We start from the raw sequence: 20,732 nt of genomic DNA on the forward strand, positions 1-20,732 counted from the left end.
CTTATTTCCCCAATTTTCCCTAAACAAACCCGTTTCGTACTGTATATCTTGCAGGCAGCGGGTATACTGGTCCCTTCCATTTAAAACCACACGTATCCAGCACGACATACTATGCAAAAGTTTGATACCAAGACCTTCCAGGGCCTGATCCTGACCTTACAGGATTACTGGGCTCGTCAGGGCTGTACCATTGTTCAACCTTTGGACATGGAAGTAGGCGCAGGCACTTCACACCCAATGACCAGCTTACGCGCGTTGGGGCCGGAGCCAATGGCGACTGCTTATGTGCAACCTTCACGTCGTCCGACCGATGGCCGTTACGGCGAAAACCCGAACCGTCTGCAGCATTACTATCAGTTCCAGGTGGTGATTAAGCCATCGCCAGACAACATTCAGGAACTGTACCTCGGGTCACTGAAAGAGCTGGGTATGGATCCAACCATTCACGACATCCGCTTCGTGGAAGATAACTGGGAGAACCCAACGCTGGGTGCCTGGGGTCTGGGTTGGGAAGTGTGGCTGAACGGTATGGAAGTGACGCAGTTCACTTACTTCCAGCAGGTTGGCGGTCTGGAATGTAAACCGATTACCGGCGAAATCACCTACGGTTTGGAACGTCTGGCCATGTATATTCAGGGCGTAGACAGCGTTTACGACCTGGTCTGGAGCGACGGCCCGCTGGGTAAAACCACCTACGGCGACGTGTTCCATCAGAACGAAGTGGAGCAATCCACTTATAACTTCGAATACGCGGATGTGGACTTCCTGTTCACCTGCTTCGAGCAGTACGAGAAAGAAGCGCAGCAGTTGTTGGCGCTGGAGTCTCCGCTGCCGCTGCCTGCTTACGAGCGTATTCTGAAGGCCGCCCACAGCTTCAACCTGCTGGACGCCCGCAAAGCCATCTCCGTGACTGAACGTCAGCGCTACATTCTGCGTATTCGTACCCTGACCAAAGCCGTTGCAGAAGCGTACTATGCGTCCCGTGAAGCCCTTGGCTTCCCGATGTGCAACCGAAACAAATAAGAGGCGGCCATGTCTGAGAAAACTTTCCTGGTGGAAATTGGCACCGAAGAGCTGCCACCAAAAGCCCTGCGCAGCCTGGCTGAATCTTTTGCTGCGAACGTGACTGCTGAGCTGGATAACGCTGGCCTGGCACACGGTAAAATTGAATGGTTTGCTGCTCCGCGTCGTCTGGCGCTGAAAGTGGCGAACCTGGCGGCGTCTCAGCCGGATCGTGAAGTTGAAAAACGTGGCCCGGCGATTGCTCAGGCGTTTGATGCTGAAGGCAAGCCAAGCAAAGCGGCTGAAGGCTGGGCGCGTGGTTGTGGTATCACCGTCGATCAGGCTGAGCGTCTGACCACCGATAAAGGCGAGTGGCTGCTGTACCGTGCACATGTGAAAGGTGAAAGTGCGCAAGCGCTGCTGCCTGACATGATCGCCACGTCGCTGGCCAGGCTGCCGATTCCAAAACTGATGCGCTGGGGCGCAAGCGACGTGCACTTCGTGCGTCCTGTGCACACCGTGACGCTGCTGCTGGGCGATACTGTTATTCCGGCTACCATCCTGGGTGTGGCGTCCGATCGCGTGATCCGTGGGCACCGCTTCATGGGCGAGCCTGAGTTCACCATCGACAATGCTGACCAGTATCCGCAGATCCTGCTGGAGCGCGGTAAAGTTATTGCTGACTACGAACAGCGTAAAGCCAAAATCAAGGCGGATGCGGAAGACGCGGCGCGTAAGATTGGCGGTAAAGCGGATCTGAGCGACAGCCTGCTGGAAGAAGTGACCTCTCTGGTTGAATGGCCAGTGGTACTGACCGCAAAGTTCGAAGAGAAATTCCTGGCCGTGCCGGCTGAAGCGCTGGTGTACACCATGAAGGGTGACCAGAAGTACTTCCCGGTTTACGCCAACGACGGCAAGCTGCTGCCAAACTTCATCTTCGTGGCGAACATTGAATCAAAAGATCCGATCCAGATTATCTCCGGTAACGAGAAAGTGGTGCGTCCACGTCTGGCGGATGCCGAGTTCTTCTTCAACACCGACCGTAAAAAGCGTCTGGAAGATCACCTGCCACGTCTGCAGACCGTGCTGTTCCAGCAACAGCTGGGTACGCTGCGCGACAAGACTGACCGTATTGCGGAGCTGTCTGGCTGGATCGCACGTGAAATCGGTGCGGATGTGAACCACGCAACGCGCGCGGGTTTACTGTCCAAGTGTGACCTGATGACCAATATGGTGTTCGAATTTACCGACACCCAGGGTGTGATGGGGATGCACTACGCGCGTCACGACGGTGAAGCGGAAGATGTGGCCGTGGCCCTGAACGAGCAGTATCAGCCGCGTTTCGCGGGTGACGCGCTGCCGTCTAATCCGGTGGCCTGTGCGGTCGCGATTGCCGATAAGATGGACACCCTTGCAGGTATCTTTGGCATCGGCCAGCATCCAAAAGGCGACAAAGACCCGTTTGCGCTGCGTCGTGCTGCCCTGGGCGTGCTGCGTATCATCGTTGAAAAGAACCTGAACCTGGATCTGCAGACCCTGACTGAAGAAGCGGTACGTCTGTACGGTGATAAGCTGACCAACGCCAACGTGGTCGATGATGTGATCGACTTTATGCTTGGTCGCTTCCGTGCGTGGTATCAGGACGAAGGTTACACCGTCGATACCATTCAGGCGGTACTGGCACGTCGTCCAACCCGTCCGGCAGATTTCGATGCGCGTATGAAGGCGGTTTCCCACTTCCGTACGCTGGAAGCGGCATCTGCACTGGCCGCGGCTAACAAGCGTGTCTCTAACATTCTGGCGAAATCCGACGAAACGCTGAACGAGCGTGTGAACGCTGCGACGCTGAAAGAGCCAGAAGAGATCGCCCTGGCGATGCAGGTTGTGGTACTGCGTGACAAGCTGGAGCCGTATTTCGCCGAAGGCCGCTACCAGGAAGCCCTGGTGGAGCTGGCGGAACTGCGTGATGTCATCGATGCCTTCTTCGAGAAAGTGATGGTGAACGTGGAAGATAAAGAGCTGCGTATCAACCGTCTCTCTATGCTCGAAAAACTGCGTGAGCTGTTCCTGCGCGTGGCGGATATTTCGCTGCTGCAGTAACGTGCATGTGCCCGGTGACGGGCCAGCAGATGAGAAAAAACCCGCTTCGGCGGGTTTTTTTATGTCTCGTTTTTTGTGAGCCAGGTAAGCGCAGTGCAATCGCCTAAAAATTCACCTTGAAATGGTCAGCAAATTACCGTTATCCTGTTTCTCGTTATATTTCTCCCTCTGGAGCGCATCCCGAAAATGAACAAACACGACTGATGAATTTCGATCCTTGCTAAACGCGACCGCGTCGGCAGGGGATGTTTTGATTTCATTCAGGAGTGCTTATGGCTCATTTTGCGCAATCCCCTTCTTTTATTTTGCATCAGGTGACCTGTCAGTTTGCGACGGGCGATACCCTTTTTGGTCCGCTGAATCTTTCTCTGGCGCCGTCACTGTGCGCGCTGGTTGGCCGCAACGGCAGCGGTAAAACACGTCTGCTACGTTTGCTGGCGGGGTGTGATGAACCTGCCAGCGGTCATATCGAACGTTTTGCAACGCACGCTTATGTGGCCCAACAGCCCGATATCTCCCCGCGAACCACGCTTGCTGAGCTGCTGGGGTATGAGGCGATTTTTGCGGCGCGTAAGCGCATCGACAGCGGTGACTACCAGCCCGATGATTTGGCGCTACTCGACGGACACTGGGATGTAGCAGAACGCCTGAGCGAGGCGTTTTTCCACGCAAAGCTTCCACCATTTGACCCGGATAAATCAGCCATGGAACTCAGCGGCGGCGAGCGCATTCGCGCGTTGCTCTGTGGCGCGTTTACGGCTGATGCGGATTATCTGCTGCTGGACGAACCCACCAACCATCTCGACCGGCAGGGACGTGAGTGGTTCTACGACCAGCTCGCCCGTTATCAGGGGGGCGTGCTGGTGGCCTCCCACGACCGTGAACTGCTGGCGAAGGTACCGCGTATTCTTGAACTGAGCGCCTCGGGTCTTCGCCACTACGGTGGCAGTTACGACGACTATACGCATCAGCGGGACGCCGAACAGCAGGCAGCCCGTGCGGCACTGGAACATGCGGCAACAGAACGCAAACGCACCCGCGCACGGATGCAAAAAGAGCATGACGAAAGCCAGCGGCGTTCGGCGAAGACGTTACGTACGGTCGATAACCTTAATATCGCCTCGTTCGAGCGGGTCAGATACAAAATGGCCGCCAAAGAGCGCATTGGCACCTGGAAAAAACAGCATGGCGATCAACATGAAGCGCTGAATGCCGCGGTGAACAAGGCCCGGGAGCGAGTTGAAGAGGAGAATCCGGTGATGTTCACGTTGCCTGGAAGCCAGATTGCTGAGGGGAAACAGGTGCTGGTGATGGAGGGGCTGGTGCTGCCACACGTCACTCTCCCGCCGACCAACTGGCGAATGGACGGACCGATGCGCGTGGCGCTAAAAGGACCAAACGGCTGCGGTAAATCGACGCTTTTAAAAGCCATTCTCGGCGAAGTGGCTCCGCTCTCAGGAACGTGTAAGGTATCGGTAAACTGCGCTTATCTCGATCAACATCTGTCGCAGCTCGATCTTTCGCAGTCGGTGATGGCGCATCTCAATCTGAGTCATACACCTCTGGAAGAGGGTGTGCTGCGAACCCGTTTAGCGCAGCTTCAGCTGGGCGCTGACAAAGTGGCGCTTCCGCTGGCTGAGCTGAGCGGCGGGGAACGTCTCAAGGCTGCTCTGGCCTGTGTCTTGTGGCGTGAAGACGCTACGCAGCTTTTACTGCTGGATGAACCGACCAACCATCTGGATCTGGCCTCGGTCGAGGCGATTGAAGCCGCACTGGCCGGTTTCCCCGGGGCATTGCTGGTGGTTTCTCACGATGAGGCTTTTTTGCGGGGGTTAGCATTGACGCATGAACTGGTCTGGGAAGAAGCGGGTTGGCGGTGTGCCCCCCTTTAAACACAAGCCCCCGCAAAGGCGGGGGCGGTAACTCACTTTACTGCATCATGCTATATGCTTGCTGAGTGCAGGGTTGGCCTGAATCAGGCGCATCAGCTTTAGCTCGGTTGGGGTGGGTTTTTCGCGTTTTGACTCCCACTCCTGCACCATAGCCACGCTGACACCCATCGCTCTGGCGAATTCTTCAGTTTTTAATCCAGTCCCTTTGCGCAATTGCTCATATTCTTTAAAGGGATTGGATCTTTGTTGCAGGGTTAACGTCTGCGGTACATCTTTAAAAATAATCTGTTCCAGGCTGCTCAGCAGCTCAAGCTCAGGATCTTTATATTCCATTGAGGACTCCTCTTAAATCACATACCGGGATCAAGAACATCAGAGAGCCTGTTAAGAATAGTCCCTAATACAAACGACGGATCGTCACGGATGTGATTAATCGTGCGGTAACGATCGCTTTATGCGTTTCAGCCGTTGCCAGGGTGAGACTAATTACCTGATTACGCTTATGTCGGCTTCGCCAGGTATTTTTTTGTAAATAGTAAGAAATAAAACGGCAATAGCCGTTTTGCATGAAAAGAGTATCTTGCAGGGCTGACCTGGACTATCCTTGTCAGCGTCGGGCACGCATGTGCCGGTGTGCGCTTTTTTGGGTGAAAGGAGTAATGAAATGGCGACAGGAAAGTCCTGCTCTCGCTGGTTTGCGCCTATTGCGGCGTTGTTGATGGTTGTTAGCCTGAGTGGGTGTTTTGATAAAGAAGGCGATCAGCGCAAAGCGTTTATCGATTTTCTACAGAATACGGTGATGCGCAGCGGTGAACGGTTGCCGACGCTGACTGCGGATCAGAAAAAACAGTTTGGCCCCTTCGTGTCTGATTACGCCATTCTTTATGGTTATTCACAGCAGGTGAGCCAGGCGATGGATTCCGGTATCCGTCCGGTTGTGGATAGCGTGAACGCTATTCGCGTCCCGCAGGATTACATGACGCAACGTGAACCGCTGCGCCAGTCCAACGGTGCGCTCGGCGTGCTGAGCCAACAGCTGCAGAATGCGAAAATGCAGGCGGACGCGTCACGTTCCGCGCTGAAGCAGGGCGACGATCTCAAACCGGTCTTCGACAAAGTGTATGAGAAAGTGGTGTCGAAACCTTCTGAAGCGATGCAACCGCTGATCCCGGCCGCGCAAATTTTCACGCAGCAGCTGGTTCAGGTGGGGGACTTCATCTCCCAGCAGGGCACTCAGGTGAGCTTTGTGGCCAACGGTATTCAGTTCCCGACCTCGCAGCAGGCAAGCCAGTATAATGCGCTGATTGGGCCACTGGCCTCCCAGCACCAGGCCTTTAGTCAGGCGTGGAGTGCAGCGGTCGCTGCCACAGAATAAATCGGAAAACCCCGCCTCAGGCGGGGTTTTTTATTCCGGGCGAAAATAACGCTTGTTATTCTTCTACCACATCGGTATAACTATACAGGTCGGTTTGTTACACAGACCTAAAGCAGTTTAGTAAAGCAGTCCAGATTGTTATCCATAGATACCCTTCGTAGTGACCCTTCCTTCATCGCTTAAAAATCTGTAACACAATCCATCAAGCCGGAAGGCACAATATATTTGTTAATTAAGGTAATTCTATGTCTGCTAAAATGACTGGTCTGGTAAAATGGTTCAACGCTGATAAAGGTTTCGGCTTCATCACTCCTGACGATGGCTCTAAAGACGTGTTCGTACACTTCTCTGCTATCCAGAACGAAGGCTACAAATCTCTGGATGAAGGTCAGAAAGTTTCCTTCACCATCGAAAGCGGCGCTAAAGGCCCAGCAGCTGGTAACGTTGTAAGCCTGTAAGCTTCCAACCCAGTAGCACAAATTTTAAAAACCCGCCTTCTGGCGGGTTTTTTCATTTCTATCGCTGAACCTGCGGGTTAACGCAGTTGATTTCCACCTTTCCGCTAAGGGCAGCGATCAGGTTGTCTACCGCGGTTGCAGCCATGTTATAGCGTGTTTCATGGGTTGCTGAGCCGATGTGGGGCAGGGCCACCACGTTGGGCAATGAAAGCAACGGTGAGTCCACCGGCAGCGGTTCCTGTTCAAACACGTCAAGACCGGCAGCGTGGATCTCACCCTGTTGCAGAGCCTCAATTAACGCCTTCTCATCCACCACCGGGCCACGACCCGCGTTGATGAAAATGGCCGTTTTCTTCATTTTTTCAAACGCCTCTTTACCGATAAGATGACGGGTTTCGTCCGTCAGCGGCAGGATCAAACAGACAAAATCGGCTTCCTGCAGCAGCGTATCCAGCTCGCAGTAGCGGGCGTTAAAACGTTCTTCGGCTTCACTGTGATGACGACGCGCGTTATACAGAATCGGCATGTTAAAACCAAAATGTGCGCGCTGCGCCAGGGCCAGGCCAATACGGCCCATGCCAACGATGCCCAGCGTTTTGCCATGAACATCCACCCCAAACCAGTCCGGACCAATGCTTTTTGTCCATTCGCCAGCTTTAACGCGATCGGCCACTTCGACCACACGACGCGCCGTGCTGAGGACCAGCGCCATCAGCGTGTCGGCCACGGTCTCCGTCAGCGCATGTGGCGTATGCATCAACAGGATCTTGCGGGCGTTAAGGGCATCCACGTCGAAGTTGTCATAGCCCACGGAAACGGTAGAGGTAGCACGAAGCTTCGGCATTTTCTCCAGCAGGGCGACATCCACTTTTTCGCTTGAACCCAGCAAACCTTCGGCGCTGGCGAACGCATCGGCGTGCTGTGCCACGGTTTCCGGGCTGAGGTTCTTCACCTGGGTAACGGTGAAGTGTTCCTCAAGGCGTTTCTGCAGATCTTCCGGCAGTGCTTTATACAAAATGACGGACGGTTTCATGCTAATCTCCGTTGATTTTTAAGGATTCAGGCGTGGCGTGCGCCGACAGGTAATTGTTGATTATTAGCAGGCTTAACAATCAGAGTAAGCCACACGGAGGCGAAAAGCGCTACCCCCATAAATATGTACGATGCGGACGGGCTGCCGGTTGCTCCGTTCAGGTAACCCACAAACCAGGAGCCGCAGAACGAGCCCAGCGCTCCCATACTGTTAATCAGTGCCATCGCGCCGCCTGCCACGTTACGCGGCAGCATCTCCGGGATGATCGCAAAGAACGGTCCATAAGGGGCGTACATTGCCGCGCCCGCAATCACCAGCAGGGTGTAAGAGACCCAGAAATGGTTCGCGCCGATGGCCCAGGAACCAATGAAGGCAAAGGCAGCGATCAGCAGCAGCGGCCAGACAAACAGCTTACGGTTCTGCATTTTGTCCGATGCCCATGACGCAATGATCATGGCGATTGTGGCTGCGAGGTAAGGCACGGACGACAGCCAGCCCACTTCCACCATGCCAAGGTTTTCACCGGCATTGCGGAGAATCGATGGCAGCCACAGTACGAAACCGTACACGCCAATGCTCCAGGTGAAATACTGGGCGCAGAGCAGAATCACATTACGCGAGCGGAATGCTTCGCCGTAGTTACGCACCGCTTTCAGGCCTTGCTGTTCTTTATCCAGCTGCGCCTGCAGAGCGGCTTTTTCATCTTCGGAGAGCCATTTCGCCTGCGCAGGTTTATCTTTTACCAGCATCCACCAGCAGAATGCCCAGATAACCGCCGGCACTCCTTCGATAATGAACATTTCGCGCCAGCCGAAGGACTGGATGAGGTAGCCAGAAACCACCGACATCCACAGCACGGTGACCGGGTTACCGAGGATCAGGAAAGTATTGGCTCGTGAGCGCTCGGATTTGGTAAACCAGTTGCTGATATAAATCAGCATCGCGGGCATTACCGCTGCCTCAACGACCCCAAGAATAAAGCGAATGGCTGCCAGCGCTGGAATATTATTCACCACGCCGGTCAGTGAGGCGCAGGCACCCCACAGGATCAGGCAAACGAAAATCAATTTGCGGACGCTGCGACGCTCCGCATAGATAGCGCCGGGGATCTGGAAGAAGAAGTAGCCCAGGAAGAAAAGGGCACCCAGCAACGAAGAGATACCTTTGGTGATCCCCAGGTCTTCGGTGATCCCTGCCGCGGACGCGAAACTGAAGTTGGCACGATCAAGGTACGCCAGGCTGTACGTGATAAACACGATTGGCATGATGTACCACCAGCGTTTTACTGCATTGGTCGAACTGTTCATAGGCTTGCCTCTGTTGTTGAGGTTTGTACCGCCGTTGTATGTAGGGTACACGGTGGTTTGTTTTGTTTCTCCCTGACCTACCTGAGGAGAGGGGGAGGGAAACGGAATTTATTCGTTCAGCTGCGCGCGGGTCGGTAATCCTTCACTGTCGCCCTGCACCTGGATTGCCAGCGAGCCAATTTTATTGCCCCGGGCGACGGCCTGCTGCAGCGGTTTGCCTTCCAGCAGGGCACTAATGACCCCCACGGCAAAACCATCGCCAGCGCCGACGGTATCAACCACGTTATCAACCTTCACGGCCGCGACTGCGCCTTGCTCGCCGTTAGCTGTTTTAAACCAGGCGCCATCGGCGCCGGTTTTCAGCACCACCGCTTTTACCCCTTTGTTGAGGTAAAAATCGGCAATCCCTTCAGGGGTGTTTTTACCGGTCAGGATCATGCCTTCTTTCACACCCGGCAGAACCCAGTCAGCCTGAAACGCCAGACGGTTCAGCTTCTCGACCATTTCCGCTTCGCTTTTCCACAGTACCGGGCGCAGGTTAGGATCGAATGAGATCGTTTTCCCCTGAGCCTTCATGGTGGTTGCGGCATGATCCAGTAATGCATACGAGCTGGCTGAAAGCGCAGCCGCCACGCCGCTCAGATGCAGATGGCGTGCGGAGGCGAAATAGTGGGCGTGGTAATCCTCGACTGAGAGGTGGCTCGCCGCAGAGCCTTTACGGAAATACTCCACAATGGGATCGGTTCCATTTTCGACTTTCGATTTAAGCTGGAAACCGGTCGGGAAGCGTCCATCAAGGGTGACGCCGGAAGCATCAATGCCCTCTTTTTTCAGCGAATCGAGAACGAAATGGCCAAAGCTGTCATCACCCACGCGGCTGACCCAGCCGACGTTCAGACCCAGGCGCGCCAGGCCGGTCGCGACGTTCAGCTCAGCCCCCGCCACGCGTTTGATAAAGTGCTCCACCGTACTCAGGTCGCCCGTTTCGGTGGCGACAAACATCGCCATGGCTTCGCCGATAGTGATCACATCCAGCGTCTTGTGCATGGTTTACTCCTCACGCAGCAGGTTTACGTAATGACGGGTGACGGCGGTTAAATCCGCCCCTTCCAGCGGGAACTCGATACCACGCGGGGCATCGGCGGGCAGCTGGCAAAGCAGATCCAGCCAGCGCGCATCGGCCCGATCCGGCGCCACGGCGCGGAAATTTTCTTTATGCGGCACGGCGGCTTTAACGTGGATATAGCTCACGGCAGAGGCCAGATGGCGCGCGGCTTCTTCCGGGGAGTCGCCCACCCACAGCCAGTTGCCCATGTCGAACGTCAGCGTGACGGGCAGCGCCATGTCCCGGCAGGCGGCTTTGAAGCGCTGCATCGGCGCAAGCTGGCCGCAGTCGGTCTGGTCGTTTTCCACCACCAGGGCCATACCGCTTTCATCGAGCAGGGCACGCAGGGCGTGAAGCGGCTGGGTGTCGCTGAAATGACCCAGTGAGACCTTGAGCCACAGCGCATTCAGGGTACTGGCTTCGCTGAGATAACGGGGAAGGTCAGGGTTGAGGGTGCCATCGGGCATAAACAGGGCCGCAGGGGCGGAGTAACATGCCAGCAGGCCCAGCAGCTCAATGGATTCACCCAGCGCGGGCAGCGCCAGCAGCTCTTCGCTGTTGAACAGCTCGCGGCGGATCTCGACGCCGTCGGCACCCGCGCCCGCAATGACGGGCAGCATTGCCCGTTGACCACCTGCCTGTCGCACCTGTTCCGCGCCATACGCGGCGGTGACCACCATGATTTTTCTGCCCATCGTCGGACTCCATCGCAATACATCAATACTATTACGCTAGATGGAACCGGTTCCAAAGAAAAGGTCAGGATGTTGAATTTATGATCGGTATCACAAGGGAAAATTAACGGGCGGTGGAGCCGCGGACAATCAACTCGCCGGAAAATACCTGCTCGCGAACGGCATCGCTGGTGCCTTCAATACGACGAACCACTTGTTCAACAGCGGCATAGCCAATCTGCCAGGTGGGTTGTTTGAGGGTCGTGATCCCGACGCCAGCCAGTTCTGCCCACTCGAGTTCGTCGAACCCCAGCAGACCGATATCGCTTCCCCAGTGCAGGCCAATGCGCTTAAGCGAGCGGGCGACCTGCAGGGTCAGCGCCCCGTTGGCAGAGATAACGGCTTTACGCATTCCGCGATGGCGGGTGTGGAACTGCCGCAGGGTATTGTCGAGCTGATCGGCTTCGTGGAGGGGCGTTTCGGCATTCTCGGCAATCACGCCGGGGTAACGCTCCAGCGTGGCACGAAACGCGCTCAGTCGCTCACGACGGGTGTTGATCATGCCCAGAGGTTCGCTCAGAAACAGGATGGCTTCAAAGCCCTGTTCAATCAGATGCTCAGTGGCGGTTGTCGCAGCCTGAGTGTTATCCAGCCCGACGACATCGCAGGCGAATTCCGGGATTTTGCGGTCGATAAGAACCATCGGCAGGGAGGATTGCTGAAGGCGGTTTAAGCCCTCTTCACGCATGCCCACGGCATTCACCACAATTCCTTCGACCTGGTAGCTGCGCAGCAGATCCAGGTAATGCAGCTCCTGATCGACTTCGTTGTTGGTATTACAGACCAGCGGCGTAAAGCCCTTTTCGCGACAGGCGGCTTCAATTCCGCTCAATACGTTAACGGAGTAGGGATTGGTGATATCGGCGATGATAAGCCCGATAAGACGGGTACGACCCCGTTTGAGCCCGCGCGCCATAAGGCTCGGGCGGTAGTCGAGATCGGCAATGGCCTGTTCAATACGAGCGAGCAGCGCATCGGACAGCAGGTGTTTCTCGCCGTTGAGGTAGCGTGAAATGCTGGTTTTACCGGTGTTTGCGGCTTTCGCCACGTCGCTGATTGTGGCCCGTGTTGGTTTGCTCATCGCTGAATTCCCTGAAGTGAGTGAGAACACCTTAGCGGGAAAATTAGCGATGGCAAGCGGTTCATGCCGACGTGGCGGCATGACGCCCTATCCCCCTCTCCCCCTGGAAGAGGGGGCAGCCCTTACTGAATTGGGCTTAAGGTAATCTCAACGCGACGGTTCTGCGCTTTGCCTTCCGCCGTGCTGTTGCTGGCGATAGGGTTTGCAGGGCCCATGCCGCTGGTGCGGATGCGGTTTGCTGCAACGCCCTGCGTGATCAGCGAGCTGGCCACAGAATCGGCACGCTGCTGAGACAGGCGCATATTCAGATCCTGGCTGCCGGTGCTGTCGGTATAACCGATCACATTCACCGCGGTCTTGTTGTACTCTTTCAGCACCATTGCCACGCCGGTCAGGGTATTCGCCCCTGCAGGTTTCAGCGTTGCGCTGCTGCTGTCGAAGGTGACGTTGTTTGGCATATTCAGGATGATGTTATCGCCGCTGCGCGTCACGCTCACGCCGGTGCCTTTCATTTTGTCGCGCAGTTTTGCTTCCTGCACATCCATGTAATAACCCACGCCGCCGCCCAGGGCTGCACCTGCCGCTGCGCCAATTAACGCGCCTTTGCCGCGGTCTTTCTTGGAGGAGGAGAGTGCGCCCACACCAGCCCCTACCAGCGAGCCGAGACCCGCGCCGATGCCGGATTTACCTGCTTCGCTTTCACCGGTGTAAGGGTTTGTTGTGCAGCCAGAAACAGCCAGTGCACCGCTCACCAGAGCGGCAATAACGAATACGCGTTTTTTCATCTTATTTCCTTAATCCTTTTTATTCTTTGCCACGACGCGCGTGGCAGTTGATTATGACGTCCAGATACGGAGAAAATTCCGGGTATAACTCTGAAATTTGTGACAAACCATAAACTGCCTCACTAAGAAGGCCGTAAAACCTGCACGCAACCAGGAGCGCACGCTTGAGCACCTCAACAAAAACGATTCTGACCGCCGCCCACTGGGGGCCGATGCTGGTCGAAACCGATGGCGAAAATGTTCTGTCGTCTCGCGGGGCATTGCCAACACAACATCCCAACTCTTTACAGACCGTCGTTCGCGATCAGGTGCACAGCAAAACGCGCGTGCGCTGGCCGATGGTGCGTAAAGGATTTCTGGCGTCGCCAGACAAGCCGCAGGGTATTCGTGGTCAGGATGAGTTTGTCCGGGTGAGCTGGGATGACGCGCTGGCGCTGATCCATGCGCAGCACAAACGTATTCGCGACACGTATGGCCCGTCGTCCATTTTTGCCGGATCTTACGGCTGGCGTTCAAATGGCGTGCTGCATAAGGCTTCGACGTTACTGCAGCGCTATATGAGTCTGGCCGGGGGGTATACCGGCCATCTTGGTGATTACTCCACCGGCGCAGCGCAGGCGATCATGCCCTACGTGGTGGGCGGTAACGAAGTGTATCAGCAGCAGACCAGCTGGCCGCTGGTGCTGGAGCACACCGATGTGGTGGTGCTGTGGAGCGCCAACCCGCTCAACACCCTGAAAATCGCGTGGAATGCCAGTGACGAGCAGGGGATCCCGTATTTCGATGCGTTGCGTAAAAGCGGCAAACGCATCATCTGCATTGACCCGATGCGCTCGGAAACCATGGACTTCTTCGGCGACAGCGCCGAGTGGATTGCCCCGCATATGGGCACCGACGTGGCGATGATGCTGGGCATTGCCCATACGCTGGTGGAGAACGGCTGGCACGATACCGGGTTCCTCGCACGCTGTACCACCGGTTTTGACAACTTCGCCGACTATCTGACGGGCATTACAGACGGTATGGCCAAAACGGCAGAGTGGGCGGCAGAGATTTGTGGGGTTCCTGCGGCCAAACTGCGTGAACTGGCGGCGTTATTCCACCAAAACACCACGATGTTAATGTCCGGATGGGGGATGCAGCGCCAGCAGTTCGGTGAGCAGAAACACTGGATGCTCGTGACGCTGGCCGCCATGCTAGGGCAGATTGGTACGCCGGGCGGTGGGTTTGGTCTCTCTTATCACTTCGCCAATGGCGGCAACCCGACCCGCAAAGCGGCAGTGCTGGCTTCTCTGCAGGGCTCGATTCAGGGCGGTGTAGATGCCGTGGATAAAATCCCGGTGGCGCGCATTGTTGAAGCCCTGGAAAACCCGGGCGGGTTTTATCAGCACAACGGTCTGGATCGCCACTTCCCGGATATCCGGTTTGTCTGGTGGGCCGGCGGCGCGAACTTTACTCATCACCAGGACACGAATCGCCTGATCCGCGCCTGGCAGAAGCCAGAACTGGTGGTTATCTCAGAATGCTTCTGGACCGCCTCAGCCAAACATGCCGATATTGTGCTGCCGGCGACCACCTCGTTTGAGCGTAACGACCTCACCATGACCGGTGACTACAGCAATCAGCATATGGTACCGATGAAGCGCGTCGTGGCGCCGCGTGATGAGGCGCGTGATGATTTTGAGGTGTTTGCTGAGCTGAGCGAGTTGTGGGAAACGGGGGGGCGCGAGCGTTTTACCGAGGGCAAAACGGATTTGCAGTGGCTGGAGACGTTCTACCAGATTGCAGGTCAGCGCGGGGCCCAGCAGGGCGTGACGCTGCCGCCATTTGCGCAGTTCTGGGAAGCGAACCAGATTATTGAGATGCCGGAGAGCGAACAGAATGCGCAGTTTGTTCGCTTCGCCGATTTCCGCAGCGACCCGGAGAACCATCCGCTGAAAACCGAGAGCGGGAAGATTGTGATCTACAGCGAGCGTATCGCCCAATTTAAGTATGCCGACTGTCCGGCGCATCCAACGTGGCTTGAGCCGGACGAGTGGCACGGTAATGCCCAGCCGGAACAGTTGCAGGTGTTATCGGCCCATCCTGCCCATCGCCTGCACAGCCAGCTTAACTATTCATCACTGCGCGAGCGGTATGCGGTTGCCGGACGGGAGCCCGTGACCCTGAACAGCGCAGATGCACACGCGCGTGGGATCGTTGACGGTGACGTGGTTCGCGTCTGGAATCAGCGTGGCCAGGTGCTGGCAGGGGCGGTAGTGAGCGACGGGATTAAACCTGGCGTTATCTGCATTCACCAGGGGGCATGGCCAGACCTGGAGCCGAGCGAAGGCGGTATTTGTAAAAACGGTGCAGTAAACGTTCTGACCAAAGATCTCCCCAGCTCGAAGCTGGGGAATGGCTGCGCGGGGAACACGGCGCTGGCCTGGGTCGAGAAATATCAGGGACCCGAGCTTACGCTCACGGCGTTTGATCCGCCTGCCAGCTCATGATCCACGTTGGGTGCTGAGTGTCATCCTGCCAGGCGCTGTCTTCAATGCGAAAACCCTGTGCATGATAGAAATTCACCGCCCGGACATTTTTCTGGTAGACCTCCAGGCTTAAATACGGGAAGCGCTGTTGAACATGGTTCAGCAGCGCACGCCCAATCCCCCGACCAATAAAGTCAGTTGAGACAAACAGCGCGCCCACAAACTGGGACTGCATGACGCTGATAAAGCCGCGCAGCATTCCATCCTCTTCCCATACCCAGGTTTCGGCGGCGGGCAGGTAAACATCCCGCACCATACCTTCGTTCTCTTTCCAGTAGCTCGCGCTGATAAACGGGTGCGCCTCCGTGGTGCTTTCAAGCCACAGACTCAGGAGTGGCCCGGCATTATCACTTTCCCATTTGCGGATCATGGTGCCTCCCTGGATGACAGACGCAGCCGGTAACGTGGTCGTTGACCAGGCCACAGGCCTGCATAAAGGCGTAACAGATGGTGGAGCCGACAAATTTAAAGCCGCGTTTTTTCAGCGCTTTAGAGAGCGCATCTGACGCCGGGGTGGAGGCCGGGATTTCCGCGAGCGTGGCGGCCTGGGTAATTTGCGGCGTATTGTTCACAAACGTCCAGACAAATTCTGAGAACGGTTCTCCGTTTTGCTCCATCGCCAGATAAGCGCGCGCGTTACCAATGATGGCCTGGATCTTACCGCGATGGCGGATGATGCCTGCATCCTGGACCAGCCGTTCCACATCGTCCTCGGTCATGGCAGCGACGGCGACCGGATCGAACTGATGGAAGGCATTACGATAGTTTTCCCGTTTCTTAAGCACCGTAATCCATGACAAGCCCGCCTGTTGACCTTCCAGGCAGATCATCTCAAAAAGCTTTTTCCCTTCTGTCTCCGGTACGCCCCATTCCCGATCGTGATAGTCGATATAAAGCTGATCCTGGCTTACCCAACCGCAACGCTGCATCGGTTATCTCCCTTAATGAAACGGTTATCGCAAAATTTTCATTCTGTCAGGCTTGACGTGTCTACTATAAAGACAATAGTTAATACAGGGCCATATGCCCGCAAAACTCTTCCTAAACAATGACAAATATCGCCGAATTCGGCTCTCTCTGGAGTCGCTTTGATGATGATAAAAAAAATCAGTGGTCGCCATGCTGTTTCTGGCCTGGCGGGGATTTCAGCCTGTCTGTTTTTTTGTAATACAGCATTTGCCTGGCAACAGGAATATATCGTTTCAGACGCCCAAAGTAATACGGCGGAACGCTATACATGGGATGCGGATCACCAACCGCGTTATGAGGATATTCTCGCCGAGCGGATTCAGTCATCACAAAATGCCCCCGGGCTTGCCCTGAGTTTACCGTCGGGTTCCACACCGGCAGGGGCCATGAGCGTGGGCTGGAACATTCCGGTGTCAGGGCGTATCACGACCGGGCCGGTGATGGCGTGGCGTTATGACGGCACGGCACCGATGATGATCAACGAATTTGGTGACAGCGCGACGACGCAGGGGCTTACCGACCCACTCTGGCATGCCAGCGTCAGCACGCTCGGCTGGCGCGTGGATACACAGTACGGCGAGCTTCGCCCGTGGGCGCAGATAAGCTATAACCAGCAGTTTGGTGAAAACCAGTGGAAATCCCAGTTTGGGATGCCACAGACACCTGCACCGACACAAAGCGGCAACTGGATGGATGTAACCGTCGGAACGGATATTCCGTTTAACACGCATATGGCGGCCTATGCGTCGCTGGCACAAGGGGAATACACCACCACCGGTGAGGAGTTTATGTACACCCTGGGCGTGAGCGCTAATTTTTAAGGTTGTTACTTTTTTAAACGTGCCGATAACATCCTGAATACAATAGCCGTGGGGGTTGTAGCGATAGCAGTCACTAACACGCTGTCGCTTCATTCCCCGGCAAGGTCATTCATTCCCGATTTATGGCATTTCATTCCATTCCTCCTGCATTTCATGCCGTTTTACCCCAGGCATATTAAGGTTTTGTTTATCGTTGTCCTCAGCGAATTCCCTTACTTTCTCTTGCAGGACAACTGCCATGAACACATCAACTTACAACCGTACGCGCTGGCTAACGCTTTTTGGCACCATCGTGACCCAGTTTGCGCTGGGATCGGTCTATACCTGGAGCCTGTTTAACAGTGCGCTTTCCGATAAGCTTGGTGCACCGGTCAGCCAGGTGGCGTTCTCCTTCGGTTTGCTGAGCCTCGGGCTGGCGCTTTCATCTTCCGTCGCGGGAAAATTGCAGGAGCGATTCGGCGTGAAGCGGGTGACGATGGCATCCGGTATTTTGTTGGGCGTGGGCTTTTTCCTGACGGCGCATTCCAGCAACCTGATGATGCTGTGGCTGAGCGCCGGGGTACTGGTGGGACTTGCCGACGGTGCAGGTTATCTGCTGACCCTGTCAAACTGTGTGAAGTGGTTCCCGGAACGTAAAGGTTTAATCTCTGCGTTTGCCATCGGGTCCTATGGCCTGGGGAGCCTCGGTTTTAAATTTATCGATTCCCACCTGCTTGCTTCCGTGGGGCTCGAAAAAACGTTCATGATCTGGGGCGCTATCGTTCTGGTCATGATCCTGTTCGGCGCCACGCTGATGAAAGATGCGCCGCAGCAGGAGGTGAAAACCGTTAACGGTGTGGTGGAGAATGATTTCACCCTCGCGCAGTCTATGCGTCAACCACAGTACTGGATGCTGGCGGTCATGTTCCTGACAGCCTGCATGAGCGGTCTGTATGTGATTGGGGTGGCGAAAGATATTGCTCAGGGAATGGTGAAACTGGATGCGGCAACAGCGGCGAATGCGGTCACCGTCATCTCTATTGCCAACCTCTCTGGCCGTCTGGTGCTTGGGATTCTGTCTGACAAAATTGCCCGTATCCGCGTGATTACCATCGGGCAGGTTGTCTCGCTGGTGGGGATGGCGGCGCTGTTGTTTGCCCCACTGAACGAAGCCACGTTCTTCGCCGCAATTGCCTGTGTGGCCTTTAATTTCGGCGGTACGATTACCGTCTTCCCGTCGCTGGTCAGTGAGTTCTTCGGCCTGAACAATCTGGCGAAAAACTATGGTGTTATCTATCTGGGCTTTGGCATCGGCAGTATCTGCGGCTCGTTAATCGCCTCGCTGTTCGGTGGGTTCTATGTGACCTTCTGCGTAATATTTGCTTTGCTGATAATCTCGCTGGCCTTGTCGACCACCATTCGCCAGCCGCAGCGTGAAGTCTTTAACGAAGCGCATGCCTGACGACAACAAAAAAAGGCCGGTTATCCGGCCTTTTTATTATCTTAAAAACTGAGACTTAGATGAAAACGTCGGTTTCAGGATTTGCTTTTTTGTAAATAACTGCACCGATCACATTCTCTGTTGCCACTTTTTCCCATCCCTGTGGTCTACTTACCACGCTTGTAGACGTTTCTGATTAACGATCCCCTGAGCGTATATCTAATCTGCCTACTTTTAATACCGAGTGGGCGGTGGTACCGTCCCTTTTTCCGGGTAGCTTGCATGAAATACATTAAATCGATGGCGCAACAAAAGCTCTGCTTTTTGCTGGCGTTGTACATCGGCCTGTTTATGAATGGCGCAGTTTTTTTCCGTCGGTTTGACGGATACGCGCACGATTTTACCGTCTGGAAAGGAGTTGCAGCGGTTGTCGAATTGGTCGCTGCTGTACTGGTCACCTTCTTTTTATTCCGGGTTCTCACCCTGTTTGGCCGCCGCGTATGGCGAGTACTGGCAACGTTTATTGTGCTGTGCTCCGCTGGTGCCAGTTATTACATGACTTTTATGAACGTTGTCATTGGCTACGGCATTATTGCTTCGGTGATGACGACGGATATAGATCTCTCTAAAGAGGTCGTTGGTCTGCACTTTATTCTCTGGCTGGTGGCAGTCAGTACCTTGCCTCTGCTGCTCATCTGGAGCAACCGCTGCCGGTACACGCTGGTACACCAGATTCGCACGCCGGGGAAACGTTTCAGAAGTGTCGCGATTGTGCTGCTCGCTGGGTTGATGGTCTGGGGGCCGATTCGCCTGCTGGAAGTGAAGCAGAAAAATTATGAGCGTACCTCTGGCGTGGACATGCCAAGCTACGGTGGTGTGGTTGCAAATTCTTATTTGCCGTCAAACTGGATTTCCGCACTGGGGCTGTATGCCTGGGCACAGGTGGACGAATCCTCTGATAACAAATCGTTGTTGAACCCGGCAAAGAAATTTACCTATGACGCGCCAAAAGATATCGATGATACCTATGTCGTCTTTATCATTGGTGAAACGACACGCTGGGATCATATGGGCATTCTGGGTTATGACCGTGATACCACGCCTAAACTGGCTCAGGAGAAAAACCTGGTTGCCTATCGCGGTTACTCCTGTGATACCGCCACCAAGCTCTCCTTACGCTGCATGTTTGTGCGCGAGGGTGGAGCGAGCGATAACCCGCAGCGAACACTGAAAGAGCAAAATGTCTTCTCGGTGCTTCACCAGCTCGGCTTTACTTCCGCTCTGTATGCAATGCAAAGCGAGATGTGGTTCTACAGTAACACCATGGCGCAGAACATTGCCTATCGTGAGCAAATCGGTGCGGAGCCACGTAACCGTGGCAAGTCTGTCGATGATATGTTGCTGATTAATGAGATGAAGCTCTCTCTTAATGGGAATCCTGATGGAAAGCATATGATTATTCTGCATACCAAAGGATCGCACTTTAATTACACCCAACGTTATCCGCGTAGCTTTGCCAGGTGGACGCCGGAATGTATTGGTGTGGATAAAGACTGTACCAAAGACCAGTTGATTAACTCTTTCGATAACTCAGTGTTGTATGTGGATCACTTTATCGATTCGGTGATTGACCAGGTACGCGATAAGAAAGCGATTGTGTTCTATGCAGCGGATCACGGTGAGTCAATTAATGAATTTGAGCACCTGCATGGTACGCCACGTAATATGGCTCCTCCGGAACAGTTCCGCGTGCCCATGATGGTGTGGATGTCGGACAAGTACCTCGAAGACCCGGAGAAAGCGAAGATGTTTGCCCACCTGAAAAAAGAGGCAGACATGAAGGTGCCGCGTCGTCATGTTGAGCTGTACGACACCATTTTGGGTTGCCTGGGTTATACCTCTCCTGACGGCGGTATCAACGAAAATAACAACTGGTGCAAACTCCCTGATAGCAAGGCGAAAGCCGCGCAGTAACGCGTCTGGCGAGAATATCGCCAGTTGAAGGGCTTTTTTAATTTAAGGGATTGACGGGGGCGCACCTCAGCAGTAAGATGCGCTCCGCATTCGGCGAGTAGCGCAGCTTGGTAGCGCAACTGGTTTGGGACCAGTGGGTCGGAGG

At 55.0% G+C, this 20,732-nt stretch carries 18 protein-coding genes; 9 read left to right on the forward strand and 9 right to left on the reverse strand.

All coding sequences use genetic code 11. From position 1 onward, the window contains the following. Nucleotides 1-111 precede the first annotated feature (111 nt). From glyQ to QLG09_RS06990, 3 genes are all read left to right on the forward strand, one after another. Nucleotides 112-1,023, forward strand: coding sequence for a glycine--tRNA ligase subunit alpha (glyQ, locus tag QLG09_RS06980; RefSeq protein ID WP_014168125.1), 912 nt, complete (start codon nucleotides 112-114; stop codon nucleotides 1,021-1,023). 9 nt (nucleotides 1,024-1,032) lie between these two features. Then, nucleotides 1,033-3,102, forward strand: coding sequence for a glycine--tRNA ligase subunit beta (gene glyS, locus QLG09_RS06985; protein ID WP_014168126.1), 2,070 nt, complete (start codon nucleotides 1,033-1,035; stop codon nucleotides 3,100-3,102). A 272-nt stretch (nucleotides 3,103-3,374) separates the two neighbouring features. Beyond that, complete coding sequence (locus QLG09_RS06990; RefSeq protein ID WP_047954901.1) at nucleotides 3,375-4,994, forward strand: ABC-F family ATP-binding cassette domain-containing protein; 1,620 nt, start codon at nucleotides 3,375-3,377, stop codon at nucleotides 4,992-4,994. 45 nt (nucleotides 4,995-5,039) lie between these two features. On the opposite strand, the gene QLG09_RS06995 is transcribed toward QLG09_RS06990, so the two are convergent. Then, nucleotides 5,040-5,327 (reverse strand): HTH-type transcriptional regulator, encoded by a 288-nt coding sequence (locus QLG09_RS06995; protein WP_014168128.1) that lies wholly within the window; start codon nucleotides 5,325-5,327, stop codon nucleotides 5,040-5,042. A 331-nt stretch (nucleotides 5,328-5,658) separates the two neighbouring features. Here QLG09_RS06995 and QLG09_RS07000 point away from each other — a divergent pair, with 331 nt between their 5' ends. Further along, entirely contained in the window at nucleotides 5,659-6,369 is a 711-nt protein-coding gene (locus QLG09_RS07000; protein ID WP_020882641.1) for a DUF3053 domain-containing protein, read from the forward strand. A gap of 245 nt (nucleotides 6,370-6,614) precedes the next feature. Then, nucleotides 6,615-6,827 (forward strand): RNA chaperone/antiterminator CspA, encoded by a 213-nt coding sequence (gene cspA / locus QLG09_RS07005; protein ID WP_014168131.1) that lies wholly within the window; start codon nucleotides 6,615-6,617, stop codon nucleotides 6,825-6,827. A 58-nt stretch (nucleotides 6,828-6,885) separates the two neighbouring features. On the opposite strand, the gene ghrB is transcribed toward cspA, so the two are convergent. The 6 genes from ghrB to QLG09_RS07035 all read right to left on the reverse strand — a co-directional run bounded on the left by ghrB (nucleotide 6,886) and on the right by QLG09_RS07035 (nucleotide 12,872). After that, entirely contained in the window at nucleotides 6,886-7,860 is a 975-nt protein-coding gene (ghrB, locus tag QLG09_RS07010) for a glyoxylate/hydroxypyruvate reductase GhrB (protein ID WP_014168132.1), read from the reverse strand. Nucleotides 7,861-7,886: 26 nt separating this feature from the next. Further along, the gene (locus QLG09_RS07015; RefSeq protein WP_049023124.1) at nucleotides 7,887-9,167 is read right to left on the reverse strand and encodes an MFS transporter; all 1,281 of its coding nucleotides are present in this window, start codon (nucleotides 9,165-9,167) and stop codon (nucleotides 7,887-7,889) included. A gap of 108 nt (nucleotides 9,168-9,275) precedes the next feature. Further along, nucleotides 9,276-10,214 carry a sugar kinase gene (locus QLG09_RS07020; protein WP_014168134.1) on the reverse strand — a complete coding sequence of 313 codons (939 nt, stop codon included), beginning with the start codon at nucleotides 10,212-10,214 and terminating at the stop codon, nucleotides 9,276-9,278. A gap of 3 nt (nucleotides 10,215-10,217) precedes the next feature. Continuing rightward, on the reverse strand, nucleotides 10,218-10,967 hold the full coding sequence (locus QLG09_RS07025; protein ID WP_032679355.1) for a xylose isomerase: 750 nt from the start codon (nucleotides 10,965-10,967) through the stop codon (nucleotides 10,218-10,220). Nucleotides 10,968-11,070: 103 nt separating this feature from the next. Continuing rightward, nucleotides 11,071-12,087, reverse strand: a complete 1,017-nt coding sequence (locus tag QLG09_RS07030) for a LacI family DNA-binding transcriptional regulator (RefSeq protein ID WP_049023125.1) — start codon at nucleotides 12,085-12,087, stop codon at nucleotides 11,071-11,073. Nucleotides 12,088-12,209: 122 nt separating this feature from the next. Next, nucleotides 12,210-12,872: an OmpA family lipoprotein gene (locus QLG09_RS07035; RefSeq protein ID WP_014168137.1), complete on the reverse strand. Its 663-nt coding sequence runs from the start codon at nucleotides 12,870-12,872 to the stop codon at nucleotides 12,210-12,212. A 212-nt stretch (nucleotides 12,873-13,084) separates the two neighbouring features. Between QLG09_RS07035 and QLG09_RS07040 the strand changes: the two genes are divergently transcribed. Further along, on the forward strand, nucleotides 13,085-15,364 hold the full coding sequence (locus QLG09_RS07040; RefSeq protein ID WP_049023127.1) for a molybdopterin guanine dinucleotide-containing S/N-oxide reductase: 2,280 nt from the start codon (nucleotides 13,085-13,087) through the stop codon (nucleotides 15,362-15,364). Here the strand turns inward: QLG09_RS07040 and QLG09_RS07045 are convergent. Beyond that, entirely contained in the window at nucleotides 15,333-15,773 is a 441-nt protein-coding gene (locus tag QLG09_RS07045) for an N-acetyltransferase (protein WP_032679358.1), read from the reverse strand. The two genes, QLG09_RS07040 and QLG09_RS07045, sit on opposite strands and share 32 nt — an antisense overlap. Then, nucleotides 15,751-16,332, reverse strand: a complete 582-nt coding sequence (tag, locus tag QLG09_RS07050) for a DNA-3-methyladenine glycosylase I (RefSeq protein ID WP_014168140.1) — start codon at nucleotides 16,330-16,332, stop codon at nucleotides 15,751-15,753. Before tag ends, QLG09_RS07045 begins: the two co-directional genes overlap by 23 nt. Nucleotides 16,333-16,494: 162 nt before the next feature. Here tag and QLG09_RS07055 point away from each other — a divergent pair, with 162 nt between their 5' ends. From QLG09_RS07055 to eptB, 3 genes are all read left to right on the forward strand, one after another. After that, the gene (locus tag QLG09_RS07055; protein ID WP_020882635.1) at nucleotides 16,495-17,193 is read left to right on the forward strand and encodes an autotransporter domain-containing protein; all 699 of its coding nucleotides are present in this window, start codon (nucleotides 16,495-16,497) and stop codon (nucleotides 17,191-17,193) included. A 238-nt stretch (nucleotides 17,194-17,431) separates the two neighbouring features. Continuing rightward, a complete protein-coding gene (locus QLG09_RS07060; RefSeq protein ID WP_025206420.1) occupies nucleotides 17,432-18,634 on the forward strand; it encodes an MFS transporter in 1,203 nt (400 codons plus the stop codon). A 261-nt stretch (nucleotides 18,635-18,895) separates the two neighbouring features. Continuing rightward, nucleotides 18,896-20,587, forward strand: coding sequence for a kdo(2)-lipid A phosphoethanolamine 7''-transferase (eptB, locus tag QLG09_RS07065; RefSeq protein ID WP_025206419.1), 1,692 nt, complete (start codon nucleotides 18,896-18,898; stop codon nucleotides 20,585-20,587). Nucleotides 20,588-20,732: the final 145 nt, after the last annotated feature.

The organism is Enterobacter sp. V89_11, from assembly GCF_029967775.1.
In the GTDB taxonomy this organism is placed as follows: Bacteria; Pseudomonadota; Gammaproteobacteria; order Enterobacterales; family Enterobacteriaceae; genus Enterobacter; species Enterobacter ludwigii.